This window comes from Vibrio sp. 99-70-13A1 (genome assembly GCF_013114625.1).
In the GTDB taxonomy this organism is placed as follows: domain Bacteria; phylum Pseudomonadota; class Gammaproteobacteria; order Enterobacterales; family Vibrionaceae; genus Vibrio.
Genome location: NZ_VTXD01000011.1, coordinates 1 through 13974, shown reverse-complemented (window position 1 = coordinate 13974; position 13974 = coordinate 1). Strand labels below are relative to the sequence as shown.

Genomic DNA, 13974 nt, shown 5'->3' with positions numbered 1-13974 from the left:
GAATTACTGATTTAATTCATCTATTTATTCAAACTCTTTGAAATATGGTCTGCATTTTGCAGACCTTTTTGTATTATAATGCAAACAATTATATTTTTTGGAGTTCCCATGTTTGGCATAACTAACAAACAGTTGCTAATTGGATTAGCTGTATTGAGTTCATTTTCGGTCTCAGCAAATAATTTTAACTACAATGCCTTTGAAGTTCGTATGGGAGCTAGCCCAAGTACATTTGGCGGTGAATTTACCACTTACTTTACTGAAAATACGCATTTTATAGGTCGTTTTGATAGTGGGTTTGATGGCGATTGGGATCTTGCTGGTGGCATTGGTTTTAATGGTCCTGCCGGTCAATTTGCTGATATGTATGGTCAAATGCTACTTCATAATATCAAATATGATTCAGATAGCAGTAAAGACGATGCTTTTAAAACAGAAATCAACTTAGGCGTTAGAGCATGGTTGATGGCAAACGTAGAAGTTAATGCTCGTCTAGGTCAATTGATAGACAACGATGGCACAAACTCAATTGTTGGTTTTGGTGGTCGATTCCATTCGACAGATCAACTCTCTCTTGGTTTAGATTTTCGTAACAATGGTACCTACGGTCACCAAATTTTAATGTCAGCTAAATTTGGATTTTAATCCATACTCATAGTTGTAAGCCTCTCTCTGTTGCATATGATACTCATATTATTAGCAAGGTTGCATAAATAGCTTTACCAGCGTATAGCGTACTGGTAATCTCGCAAAAATAACCTTGCTGATTAATATGGAGTACCATTAAACATGAGTCTTAACAGCATATCGATTAAAAATAAACTGACGCTAATCTTTGTTGTCATTATTTTTACGATGACAATGATTCAAACCTATATTACGGGTAAACAACTACTTAACGAGACATACCGCTCTGTTCAGCAATACGCTGATACACTCACTTCTTCTAATGTTTCGGGTATTGAAAAATGGATTGAAGGTCGTATTAACGTTGTTAATGCCGCTAAAGATGCATTCAAATACTCTGATGATCCTACGAGCTATTTCACTCAAAGTACCAATGCAGGTCAATTTCAAATCGCTTATGCCGGTTTATCTGATGGTAGATTCTTACAAGGTGTAGACCTTCCTGTTCCTGTAGGTTACGACCCAAGAACTCGATCTTGGTATAAAGAAACCATGGCTCAAGGTAAAACCGTTGTTACTGAACCTTATGTCGATGTAGCGACTAATGACCTTGTTGTTACTATTTCATCACCTTTTAATACGAATGGATTTTCAGGTGTAATTGGAGCCGATTTAAACTTAAATCAGTTGGTTGACGACATTGTAAGTATTGAACAACCGGGTGTTTATGCTTTCTTAGTTGATGGAAATGGCAACATTGTTGCCCATAAGAATCGAAACCTGACTCTAAAATCTGTTTCGAACATCTCTAATAACCTGAATGCGAATAAAATCAAATCAATGTCTTTGAGCAGTTCATTTGAAGAAACTGTCATTAGCAATTCTGAAGCATTCTTATCCGTTCAGAAAGTCCCTCATACCGATTGGTATTTAACGGTTGTTATCGATAAAACAAAGTCTTTTGCTTCTTATCGTTCTCTACTGCGTCAGTCTGCTATCTTTGGCTTGATGCAATTAGCGGTTATCGCATTTGTCGCGATGTTCGTTATTAAACAGGCTCTATCTCCACTTACAACGTTAAGTTCAGCTATGGAAGCGCTTTCTAAAGGTGATGGTGATTTAACACAACGAATCACAGTGAACAGTAAAGATGAGATTGGCACTTTAGCGACTCACGTAAATGCGTTTATTGCGAAGTTGCAAGAGATCGTTCGTGATATTGCAGATTCCTCTTCAAAGCTAAACCAGCAGTCTGAAGTAAGTACCAATGTTGCTCGTCAAACGAGTGAAGGTCTATCTGTACAGCTGCACGAGATTTCTCAAATTGCTACTGCGGTACACGAGATGTCGGCTACTGCTGAAGAAGTGGCAAATAATGCTCAAATGACAGCGGATTCTGCAATTAGCTCTACTGAGAACTGTGAGCAAGGTAAGCAAGTTATTATTCGAAACCAAGATTCAATCACCAACCTTGCAGAACAAGTTGAGAATGCTTCAGGCATTATTCAAGAACTGGAAAAGAATGCACTTGATATCAATACCATTCTTTCTACTATTTCGGATATTGCAGAGCAAACTAACCTACTCGCGCTTAATGCGGCAATCGAAGCGGCACGTGCCGGTGAACAAGGTCGTGGATTTGCGGTTGTGGCTGATGAAGTTCGTGTTCTTTCACAGCGTACGCACAGTTCAACCGATGAAATTCGAGTCATGATCGAAACGCTCCAGAAGAATAGTCTTAATGCGGTTGAATCAATGCAGCGCAGCCAAGACTTGGCTCAATCAAGTGTTGATGACGCAAATAACGCCACGACAGCACTAGAAGAGATTGCAACTTCTATTCAACAGATTTCGGATATGGCGTCTCACATATCTAATGCCGCGAGTGAACAACGCACCGTGACGGGTGAAGTGAGTAAGAATATCCAATTGGTGAATGATGTGTCTGACAACATGTCACATGAAGCGGATAATTCACGTCATCTATCAGAAGAGCTTCGTGGTATTGCTCAGCAACTAAATACACAAGTTCAGTTGTTCAAATACTAATGAGATGGTGTCGGTTTGTAACAGTCAGCCGATGAAAACATATAGTTGAGTAAGCAACACTGTATGTACAGCTAGGCTCTATAAATGGTCACTAATTGATTAGATAAAATAAAAGCCCCACGCATTTGCGTTGGGGCTTTCTTGTCTTTATATAACTCAGATCTTGTCTAGATAACCAGACAGCTAACTAAACTATGAAGTCGCTAATACTTTTACTTGATGTGCTAAGTACTCGTCGTAAGTACCTTGGAAATTAATCAGCTTCTTGTCTTTAACATCAATGATTTGAGTTGCTAGAGATGAAACGAACTTACGGTCATGGCTGACGAAAATCAATGTGCCAGTATAGACTTTTAGTGCTTCATTAAGCGCTTCAATTGCTTCCATATCCATGTGGTTTGTTGGCTCATCCATTACTAGAACATTGATATCTTGCATCATCAATTTTCCAAATAGCAGACGGTTCTTTTCACCACCCGAACAGTTTCTAGCTTTCTTATTTGCGTCATCAGCAGTGAATAGCAAGCGCCCTAGAATTCCGCGGACCATTAAGTCATCGTGCTTAACTGTACGCCACTGAGAAATCCAATCAAAAATGCTTAAATCGTTATCGAAATCTGCAGTGCTATCTTGTGGGCAATAGCCAACAGATGCATTTTCAGACCATTTTACCGTACCTTGATTTTGCTCTAATTCTTGAACTAAGCAACGTAGGAAGGTGGTTTTACCTACACCATTCTCACCGATTACTGCAAGACGTGTCCCCGCCTCTAGTAGTAAGTTACCGCCTTCAAAAAGAGTCTCGCCATCAAAACCATGACTAAGCTCTGTTAGCTCTAGAGCTTGGCGGTGAAGTTTTTTACCTTCACCAAAATCAATTGATGGGCTCATACGGCTTGAAGATTTCACCTCATCCAACGAGATTTTATCCATTTTCTTAGCACGAGAGCTGGCTTGTTTTGCTTTTGATGCATTAGCACCAAAACGATTTACGAAATCTTGAAGCTCGCTGATCTCGGCAGCTTTCTTAGCATTGCTTGCTAGGAGTTGATCTCGAATCAAACCAGATGCTTCTAAGAAGTACTCATAGTTACCTGGGTAAACTCTTAGTTCACCATAGTCAATATCTGCCATGTGAGTACATACAGAGTTCAAGAAGTGTCTATCGTGCGAAATGATGATCATTGTACATTTACGCTGGTTTAGCTCTTCTGCCAACCAGTTGATTGTGTGAATGTCCAAGTTGTTTGTTGGTTCATCAAGTAACAAAATATCAGGGTTAGCAAACAATGCTTGAGCTAGGAGTACTCTTAACTTCCAGCCTGGTGCAACTTGCTGCATTAAACCGAAATGAAGTTCTTCCTCAATACCAGCTTGGATAAGAATATCGCCAGCACGGCTTTCTGCGGTATAGCCGTCCATTTCTGCGAATTCACTTTCAAGTTCCGCTACTTTCATTCCATCTTCTTCGCTCATTTCAGGCAAAGAATAAATACGTTCACGTTCTTGTTTTACTTCCCAAAGCTTCTTATCTCCCATGATCACAACATCAATTACGTTGTATTTTTCAAAGGCAAATTGGTCTTGGCTCAATACGCCTAGTTTCTCTCCAGGAGTAATAGAAACATTACCTGAACTAGGAGTAAGAACACCACTTAGGATCTTCATAAAAGTCGATTTTCCGCAACCGTTAGCACCGATTAAGCCGTAGCGGTTACCGTTACCAAACTTAGCTGAAATGTTTTCAAACAAAGGTTCAGCGCCAAATTGCATTGTGATGTTCGCAGTAGAGATCAAAAAATTATGTCCTAGGAGAGTACTTGCCTAATAGTATCCAGCGTTCAACGCAAAATAAAACAAGGATAGTAAGAATTAAAGAGGAAATTGAGGCGCGAATTATACAGAGATCAGGATCACATTGTCGAGGCTAAATACGGAGCTTGTCTTTAATAAATAAAAAGCCCATCGAAATAACTTCTAATGGGCTTTAATTAAATGGAGTAAACGCTAAGAATTATTTTGTGATTTTATCCTGAACGTATTTTTGACCTACATCGACAACTGCAACATCTCTAAAGAAACTGCGTCCCATTAGTAATGGAAAAGTCAGATGAGTTCGATCGGCTAGAGTAAATTCAGTTTTCTCTTTTAGATCGCCAATTTGAATCCATGTGGAAACAACTGCACGCTCTTGTGACTTATTAGCACTTGATTGTTTGATTTTAACCCAACGCTCAACTGGTAAGCTAATTTCAGCAGTTTTAATACCGTCGTGTTCGATTTTAAACTTAACCCAATCTTTGCCGTCTCTTTCAAATGGCACGATATCAACAGCGCTGATAGAAGATGTGGTTGCACCTGTATCAATTCTTGCTTTCAGCGTCTCTTTCAACCCTGGAACAAATACCCACTCTTCTTCACCTAGAATTAGCTTTCCATCAGCTGTCTTCTTTACTTTCTCAACTGGTGGCTTTACTTCTTTTTTTGGTTCTTCAACTGGTTTTGCTTCCGATATTTTATCTTCCGTCTTATCCGTTTCTTCTTTAACTGTTGATTCAGTCTCTGTCACTTCTTTCTCAACAGGTTGTTCGATTTGTGGTTTTTGCTCTGGCTCTGCTGGTACTTGATTAGTTGTAGAACAAGCAACAAGACCACCACTTAACATAAGAGTAATGATTACTTTCCAGTTGTACATTTATTCACCATTTATTTAGATACATTTGCAATCGCGCTAGCAACATAAGGAATATGCGATTCTGAAAGACCAGCTATGTTGATTCGACCATCACCAACACCATAAATGCCATACTCTTCACGAAGCTGTTGCATTTGCGATTCATTAAAGCCTAGTACAGTAAACATACCTTTATGACTTTCAATGAAATCAAAGTGTGACGTGTTATGAATATTTCGCAATTCCAGACACAATGTTTGTCTTAAATTTAACAAACGCTGCTGCATTTCACTTAACTCTGTCTTCCAAATCGTTGTTAGCTCTTGATTTTGAAGAATAGTTTTGACAAGTGCAGCGCCGTGATCTGGCGGCATAGTGTAAGTTGAGCGTGCCAGAGTGAGTAACTTCCCTTTTGCGTTCCCTACATGCTCACTGTTTTTACCAATAACGATTGCGGCTCCTGTTCTTTCTCTGTACAGACCAAAGTTTTTAGAACATGAAGTCGTGATCATCATCTCTTCAACGTTATTAGCCATAAATTGAAGACCTTTAGCGTCTTCTTCTAGGCCATCGCCGAAACCTTGATATGCAATATCAACAAAAGGTAAGAAACCATTCTTTTGAGAGAGTGACGTAATTTCTTGCCAAGCTGCAAAGTCAATATCTGCACCTGTTGGGTTATGGCAGCAACCATGCAATAAGACCACATCTTTAGGACCTGCTTTTGCTAAGTCATCAAGCATACGAGCAGTATCGACTTGTTTAGTCTGAGGGCTAAAGTAAGAATAATGTTTTACTTTTAAGCCAGCAGCTTCCATGACTGGTTTATGATTCACGTAGCTCGGATTAGATATCCAAATAGTGGTATCAGGTTGGGCAACTTTTAATAAGTCTCCTAGCATGCGTAAAGCGCCACTAGCGCCAGGTGTTTGGATAGCAGCAACTCGATCCATTGCTGACGTTCCTTTAAGAAGAAGGTCAACCATGCTTTGGTTAAACTCTTCACAGCCAGCAAGACCTACATAAGCTTTGGTTTTTTGAGTCTCAACAACAATGTCTTGCGCCATAGAAACGGCTTTCATGATTGGTGTTTCACCTTGATTATTACGGTAAACACCAATGCCGAGGTCGACTTTATCAGCGCGAGTATCAGCTCGGTAAGCAACAGAAAGGGAAAGAATTGGATCTAAAGTTGGTTTTGGAAGTTGTGCGAACATGAAAGTCACAGCCCTTTGAAATTCAAGTAATAGTTTCAAGTTAACATTATCGTAGCAAAATCAAAAACGTTTTTTATTAGAAGCGTTTAGTATGTTTCATTTAGGTTAATTTAACGACTAAATGACTCATGAGCACTTTTGGAGAGATCTATTTTTTACCGCTCTAACCTTTACTGTTTATCAAACTATCAAGTTGGAGCATTCTTCTTAAATTGCCTTGGAGTCATACCTGACCAAGCTTTAAATCTTGTGCTGAAGTTCGCAGCATTCGGATAACCAACAATTTCTCCAATGTGCTGAATGGACCAATCACTCGACCTCAACAACCTTGCGCCATATTCCATTCTCATTCTCATTATATGTTCCATTGGGCTATGAGAATGATATTGCTGGCATAACCTGTGGAAATGAGGTTCCGAGCAAGGAAATAAACCGGCAAGCTCTTTTACATTCCATTCTTTATGCAATTGCTTTTGGACATTATCAAATACGCGTCTTAATCGAATTGAGTTTCTTGATTGTTCTTGAGGTATTGGTGCATTAATTATGGCTTCAATTTGAGCAACGCTGTGAATTGCAACTTTTCCTCCAAGGTCAATTGGAAGAGAGATACTCCTCAACAAAGTATGAACGCATGATGCGACCACCTCTGCTGCCGGCGTTAATGAATAATTCACTTCACACCCAATAACGTCATTCCATTTTTTATCTGCTGATAGAAAGATCCACGCGATTTGCCATGTTTCTTCCTCTATCCCGAATCCATTCTCTATAAAAGCAGGCACACTTATGCAAGAGCCAGGTTCAAGTATGTATCTACAAGCCCCACTTTCTAGCCAACCTTTTCCTCTTACGGTAAACAGCAGCATGTGCTTTTGTTGATTCTTACGATAAACCGAAAAAAAGTCACGACACGTTGCTGTTCCACATTGAACAATGCCTAGTTCTTGAAATGCAAGGACATGACTTTGATCTACAAATTCTTGGTGGGTACTTTCAGATATTACATACTTTTCTTGCTTGTCATTCATTTTGATAGTTTGGCAAAAGTTTATGATTAGTTAAGAAAATACACATTCTAAAAATCTCTATACACTTTTTCCCTATTAGGAGAAGGAGATTTGCGATGCTCAATACATATAATCATTTAGACAAAGAATTCTGGCAAAAAATCATCAAGATAGGTGTACCTGTTTCATTGCAATCTATGCTGTTTTCATTGCTTGGCGTTATCGATATTTTCATGGTTAACCAGCTTGGTGATGCCGCAACTGCCGCTGTTGGTGTGGGAAATCGTATCTTTTTCTTCAACTTAATCATGGTGGTAGGGATAAGTGGTGCGGTTAGCATACTAGCTTCGCAATATTTTGGGGCTGGTGATTTTAATGGTATTCGCAGGACATTAGTTCAGTCTTGGGCTTTCTCTTTACTGGCTGTGACTCCTTTCATTGCGTTGTACTTGTTGGCTCCTGAATCAGTCGTGTCTGTGGTGGCCTCAGATCCTGATTACATATTCATGGCAAAGGATTACCTATGGATAACAGGAGCCAGCATTTTAGGTACAGCGTTGGTCGTCCCTCTTGAATGTGCTCTTCGTTCTGTTGGAAATGCCAAATTACCGACTCAAATTAGCATTCTGGCTATTGTTATAAATGCAGTTTTAAATGCTCTGCTCATTTTTGGTATGTTTGGTTTCCCAGAGTTAGGGGTTGTTGGTGCTGCTATAGGTACAACAATTTCAAGACTCATTCAGACTATTGCTCTATTTTATCTTGCGATGAAACACCATAAAAATATTTTCCCGACTCGCCAAAGCTTTAATGAAGCGATGATGCCTGTCTATAGAAAGAAGTACCTCTCTGTCGCTATTCCTATGATGGTGCACGATACAGCTTGGGCTGGAGGGTTAATCGTTTATAACGTGATTGTGGGGCAAATGGGGGTTGGAGAATTGGCGATTATCTCCCTCTTGTCACCGGTTGAAAGTGTATTAATCTCTGCTTTCATGGGGTTTGCGGTTGCAGCGTCAATCATACTTGGTAATGAAATTGGTGCTAAAAACTACAGTAGAGTCGAGAACACGGCTTGGGGATATGTCTTGGTCAGCTGCTCACTCGCTATTTTACTCGCAGTCCTGTGTTTCTTAGCGAAACCTCTGATTGTTCATGCGATAGACCTTACTTACTTAGAGTTTAAAGACACTGCTGTAAATGTATGTTTAGTTATGATCTTCGGAATGATCTTCCGAGTATTTAATATGGTGGGTATTGGTGGAGTGATGAAAAGTGGCGGTGATATAAATTACAGTATTTTCATCGACTTGTTTGGTCAGTGGGCAATTGGGATACCACTCGCGTACATAACTGCGATTGTCTATGGTTGGTCGTTAGAATGGGTATTACTGATTGTCATCATAGAGGAAGTGGTAAAAATCGGTTTAACCACACAGAGAATTAATTCTAAGAAGTGGATTAATAACCTTATTGAAGAACCTACCCCACTTAGGTGTTAATGCATAGGTTATTGGAAAACTTAGAGTCTAATTGTAGATATCGATGCAACATTGAATCTAACAGTAACTAAAACAAGCTTTAGGTAGACAGAAAGTTAAAGAACTCACACCCAAGGGCTTCATCTGCGGCATTTGCCAACGATAAAGCCCTTTTTTATCGACTTATAAATCAGTAAATCGATGGATGATTTGATTCGCACTGCCACGCCACTCTAAGCTTGGGTCGGCTTCTTCTTGTATGAATTTACCATCAATAAGGGTATCGACTAAGTTAACCAATTCACGTTGCTCTACCGTAAGTTCATCAAGCATGTATCCAGACCACAGCCAGATATCTTTGCCGGGGCACTCTTCTTTTACACGTTTAACTAATGCAAGCACTTCACTCACATTTGCTGGATGTAATGGATCACCACCAGAAAGCGAAAGCCCTCTTCGTTTAATTCTCGTGTCATTCAAATCAGAAATAATGTGATCTTGAAGATCTTGTGTAAACAAGTGACCGGAATCAAGCCTCTGAGTCGATTGGTTGTAACAACCGCGACATTGATGAACGCAACCAGAAACAAACAATGTACAGCGTGTTCCTGGTCCATTTACCACATCAATCGGATGATATTGCTGGTAATTCATATCTATCTACAAACCGTTTATAAGTGCTTTACGCGACGTTTAACTTCTTCTTGCTTACCGAAGTTAAATGGTCTCGCATCTGGGCTACCTAAATACCCACAAACACGACGTGTTACTGACACTTTAGTCGAGTCATGATTACCACATTTAGGGCAAGTGAAGCCTTTGCTGGTACAGTCAAACTCACCGTTATAACCACACTCATAACATTCATCAATTGGCGTATTTGTGCCGTAGTAAGGAACGCGGGTATAGCTGTAATCCCAAACGTTTTCTAGTGCTTCAATGTTCTTTTGCATATTCGGGAATTCACCGTAGCAAATGAAACCACCACTAGAAATTTGAGGATACGGCATTTCAAAATCAATTTTGTCGTACGGATTTACTTTCTTTTGAACATCTAAGTGGAAGCTGTTTGTGTAGTAACCACGGTCAGTTACCCCTTCAATAATACCAAACTCTTTAGTATCGATGCTGCAGAATCTGCTACATAAGTTTTCACTTGGCGTGCCATATAAGCTGAATGCATAGCCTGTTTCTTTAGTCCATGAATCAACCACTTTCTTCATGTACTCAACAATTTCTAACGCTTTATTGCGTTGCTCTGCATCGTCGTATAAGTGTGAATCAGTACCAAACAAAGCCGTCATCGCTTCATGGATACCGATATAGCCAAGTGATACCGAAGCGCGGCCGTTTTTGAAAATATCCGCGATTGAATCATCCGCTTTCAAACGGACACCACATGCGCCTTCCATATATAGGATTGGGGCAACTCTTGCTTTCACGTTTTCTAAACGGCTAATACGCGTTTCTAGTGCTCGACGTGCTAAGTGCAGTTTTTCATCAAGCAATGTATAGAAGTCATCAATATTACCTTTTGCGTTAATCGCAATACGTGGCAAGTTAAGGCTAACAACACCTAAGTTGTTACGACCTTCATGAATCAGTTCGCCATTTTCTTCGTATGTATTCAAGAAGCTACGGCAGCCCATAGGTGTTTTAAATGACCCTGTCACTTCTACTACTTTGTCGTAGTTTAGAATGTCTGGGTACATACGCTTAGAAGCGCACTCTAGAGCCAGTTGCTTGATATCGTAGTTAGGATCTTGCTTCTGATGGTTTAAGCCATCTTTAATTGCAAACACTAGTTTAGGGAAAACCGCTGTTTTACGGTTCTTACCAAGACCTGCAATGCGGTTCTTCAAGATAGACTCTTGAATTAACTTTGAGCCCCAGCTTTCGCCTAAGCCAAAACCAAACGTTACAAAAGGCGTTTGTCCATTTGCAGTGTGCAGCGTGTTTACTTCGTATTCTAATGACTGGAATGCGTCATAACATTCTTTTTCAGTGCGAGCGATAGCAAATGCTTCAGGGCTATGAATGTCCCACTCTTTTGCTAATGACAGGTGCTTTTCATAGCTTGCCATTACATAAGGTTCGAGCACTTCATCGATACGGTTAATTGTTGTGCCACCATAAATATGGCTAGCAACTTGTGCAATGATTTGCGCGGTTACCGCTGTTGCAGTTGAAATTGATTTTGGTGTGTCAATTTCCGCATTACCCATTTTAAAGCCATGAGTTAACATGCCCTTTAAATCAATCAACATGCAGTTGAACATTGGGAAAAACGGTGCGTAATCTAGATCGTGATAATGAATATCACCACTTTCGTGAGCTTGAACGATATCTCGTGGCAAAATGTGTGTTTTTGCATAATGTTTAGCCACAATACCCGCAAGTAAGTCACGTTGAGTAGGAATTACCTTGCCATCTTTGTTTGCATTTTCGTTGATTAAATCAACGTTACTTTCTTCGATCAAACCTTCGATTTCACGAGTTAAAGCACTTTGCTTTTCACGTGCAATGTCGCGGTCGTGTCGGTATTCAATGTATGAACGAGCAAGTGATTTATATGGACCTTGCATGAGTTCATTTTCGACGATGGTTTGAATTTCAGAAATATGAACTTCATCGTACTCTTCGAGCTTTAATTCAACAGCTAATGCCACATTCAACGCATAAATAGCGATATCTTGGCTGACTTTTTCAGCAGCGGCTTCTACTGCAGCTTGAATACGATCTCTGCTAAACGGCGCTCTTGAGCCATCACGTTTGATTACGATTGATTTCACCACGTCTCCTTACTCAGAGTGCATTCACAGGGTTATCCACAGATACACTATATAGAGCTATTTATTATTGAACTAACACTAGATGTTGTGGCGTATTTAACGAGAACCACCGAGATAGAGCATTGATCTAGATCAAGAATAATCGTAAGCTGACTAATAACAATTCGATCTTGTCGCTCGACTTCTCAGTTGAAAAGAAACAATGTAACTGATGAAAAAAAACTTAAAAGAGTTGAATTTTCTGTAGGTGTTGTAGGATAAAGGCTAACTATCAATTGCAGACTCTATTATGGACAATTCGCATGACACAACGAAATAAATGGCTTGCACTTCTTTGCTTTTTTAGCATCTCATCATCTGCTACTCCATTAACCGTTTCAACGTGGAATATAGAGTGGTTAACAACCAAAACCTCTAACCAATTAAGCATCCCTCAACGCACCCAAGAAGATAAAAGCAAGCTTAGTGAGTACTTCAACAAGTTAAATTCAGATGTAGTCGCTTTTCAAGAAGTAGACAGTATTGAAGCTCTGAGTCGGATATCAGGTAATGAGTACGATTTATTCTTATCAGAACGTGCTGATCCTGTTAATAAACAACATCAATTCAGCCATATAAATCAATACACAGGCTTTGCTGTACGAAAAGGAACCTCTTTCACTAACTACGCTGACTTCCCACTTGAAAAGAACAGTAAGCTCAGATTCGCGAGTTATATATCTGTGGAGATTGATGGAAACGAGGTGCATCTCTTATCAATTCATTTGAAAGCAGGCTGCAGCGGAGCCTATAGAGGGAATAAGAATTGCCAGCGTTTAAAAGCTCAAGGTAAAAGATTAAATCAATGGATTAGAGCTAGAGAGGAAAGTAATGATGCTTATATCATTCTTGGTGACTTCAACCATAACCTTGGTTACTCCAATGATTGGATGTGGGATATTTTAACCGATAACACATCAGCAACCCTAGCGACAAAAAACACTCAGGCTAAGTGTAAAATTCGCTCCAATAGACATAAAGGTAAAACTCACCAGTTTCGTTCTGTTATAGATCATATTGTGGTGAGTGATTCACTGAGCTTTCAACCTGCAGAGCAGAATCTTTTTAAGACTCAAGATGTACTTGATTTTAAACTTAGTGACCATTGCCCTGTGAGTAGTGTTGTGCAATTAGTCACTCCAAGCCGTTAATCTCGATTTTGATTATTTACTTTGCAAAGCCACAGCGGCTTTCATGCCAATGAGCATTGTAATAATAAATACAATAACGCTTGTCGCCCCGCCACCTAAACTGGTTACCGCTGGACCGGGGCAAAAACCCGCTAACCCCCAGCCAATCCCAAACAGTGCAGCTCCGCCAACTAGCTTCTTATCTATCACTTGATTGGTTGGTAGTTTGAGTTCGTCTCCATTAAACGCCTGTTTTCGTTTCTTGATGACTAGATGGTAAACAGGTGTAAATACTGCCAGTGCACCTCCCATTACAAATGCAAGGCTTGGGTTCCACTCTCCTGTTATATCAAGGAAACCGAGAACGTTAATAGGGTCAACCATTCCAGATATCACCATACCGCTACCAAATAGAACTCCAGACACTAAACCAATAACAGATTTATACATTGATTCATTCATTACATGACTCCTGTAACTTTGGTGACGAGTACAGTCAAAGCAGCAAAAGCCATAAATGTTAATGTTGCAACGATTGAACGTTTAGAAAATCTCGCTAACCCAACAATCCCGTGTCCACTCGTACATCCATTAGAAATTTTGGTTCCAAACCCGACAAGAAGCCCTGCGATAGCCACTAAAACAAGATTACTGCTTTCAACGACTGGCAGCTCAACACCAAACGGTAGCAAGATAAATACGCTGGCAATCATTCCCACTATAAAAGTAATCCGCCAACTAGACTCGCCTTTTACTGGCTTCAACAAACCGCTGACGATCCCGCTAATTCCGGCAACGCGCCCTATAAACAACAATAAAATACTCGCTGAAACACCAAGCAACATACCTCCAGCTAATGCATGCCACGGAATGGAATAACTCATATTTACCTCTGCTTCACTTCTAACGTAATTACTGATCAATAAACTATAAATTCTGTCTCTTATACACATCA

At 39.9% G+C, this 13974-nt stretch carries 12 protein-coding genes; 4 read left to right on the top strand and 8 right to left on the bottom strand.

The genetic code is table 11. The annotated features are described in order from the left end of the window. The first annotated feature begins 108 nt into the window (after positions 1-108). Positions 109-645, top strand: a complete 537-nt coding sequence (locus F0226_RS09225) for a hypothetical protein (RefSeq protein WP_171735373.1) — start codon at positions 109-111, stop codon at positions 643-645. Between the two features lie 144 nt (positions 646-789). Next, positions 790-2676: a methyl-accepting chemotaxis protein gene (locus F0226_RS09220; protein ID WP_171735372.1), complete on the top strand. Its 1887-nt coding sequence runs from the start codon at positions 790-792 to the stop codon at positions 2674-2676. A gap of 192 nt (positions 2677-2868) precedes the next feature. Here F0226_RS09220 and F0226_RS09215 read toward each other — a convergent pair whose 3' ends face one another. From F0226_RS09215 to F0226_RS09200, 4 genes are all read right to left on the bottom strand, one after another. Beyond that, positions 2869-4473, bottom strand: coding sequence for an ABC-F family ATPase (locus tag F0226_RS09215; protein WP_171735371.1), 1605 nt, complete (start codon positions 4471-4473; stop codon positions 2869-2871). A gap of 217 nt (positions 4474-4690) precedes the next feature. Beyond that, the gene (locus F0226_RS09210) at positions 4691-5371 is read right to left on the bottom strand and encodes an ATP-dependent zinc protease (RefSeq protein WP_171735370.1); all 681 of its coding nucleotides are present in this window, start codon (positions 5369-5371) and stop codon (positions 4691-4693) included. A gap of 11 nt (positions 5372-5382) precedes the next feature. Then, positions 5383-6567, bottom strand: a complete 1185-nt coding sequence (locus tag F0226_RS09205; RefSeq protein WP_171735369.1) for an amino acid aminotransferase — start codon at positions 6565-6567, stop codon at positions 5383-5385. A gap of 188 nt (positions 6568-6755) precedes the next feature. Further along, on the bottom strand, positions 6756-7598 hold the full coding sequence (locus tag F0226_RS09200) for an AraC family transcriptional regulator (protein WP_171735368.1): 843 nt from the start codon (positions 7596-7598) through the stop codon (positions 6756-6758). 95 nt (positions 7599-7693) lie between these two features. Here F0226_RS09200 and F0226_RS09195 point away from each other — a divergent pair, with 95 nt between their 5' ends. After that, positions 7694-9079, top strand: a complete 1386-nt coding sequence (locus tag F0226_RS09195) for an MATE family efflux transporter (RefSeq protein ID WP_171735367.1) — start codon at positions 7694-7696, stop codon at positions 9077-9079. Between the two features lie 162 nt (positions 9080-9241). Here F0226_RS09195 and nrdG read toward each other — a convergent pair whose 3' ends face one another. Beyond that, complete coding sequence (gene nrdG / locus F0226_RS09190; protein WP_171735366.1) at positions 9242-9712, bottom strand: anaerobic ribonucleoside-triphosphate reductase-activating protein; 471 nt, start codon at positions 9710-9712, stop codon at positions 9242-9244. Positions 9713-9729: 17 nt separating this feature from the next. Continuing rightward, entirely contained in the window at positions 9730-11850 is a 2121-nt protein-coding gene (nrdD, locus tag F0226_RS09185; RefSeq protein ID WP_171735365.1) for an anaerobic ribonucleoside-triphosphate reductase, read from the bottom strand. Positions 11851-12152: 302 nt separating this feature from the next. Between nrdD and F0226_RS09180 the strand changes: the two genes are divergently transcribed. After that, on the top strand, positions 12153-13040 hold the full coding sequence (locus F0226_RS09180) for an endonuclease/exonuclease/phosphatase family protein (RefSeq protein ID WP_171735364.1): 888 nt from the start codon (positions 12153-12155) through the stop codon (positions 13038-13040). Between the two features lie 12 nt (positions 13041-13052). On the opposite strand, the gene F0226_RS09175 is transcribed toward F0226_RS09180, so the two are convergent. Beyond that, positions 13053-13481, bottom strand: a complete 429-nt coding sequence (locus F0226_RS09175) for a YeeE/YedE family protein (RefSeq protein WP_171735363.1) — start codon at positions 13479-13481, stop codon at positions 13053-13055. After that, positions 13481-13903 (bottom strand): YeeE/YedE thiosulfate transporter family protein, encoded by a 423-nt coding sequence (locus F0226_RS09170; RefSeq protein WP_171735362.1) that lies wholly within the window; start codon positions 13901-13903, stop codon positions 13481-13483. Before F0226_RS09170 ends, F0226_RS09175 begins: the two co-directional genes overlap by 1 nt. Positions 13904-13974: the final 71 nt, after the last annotated feature.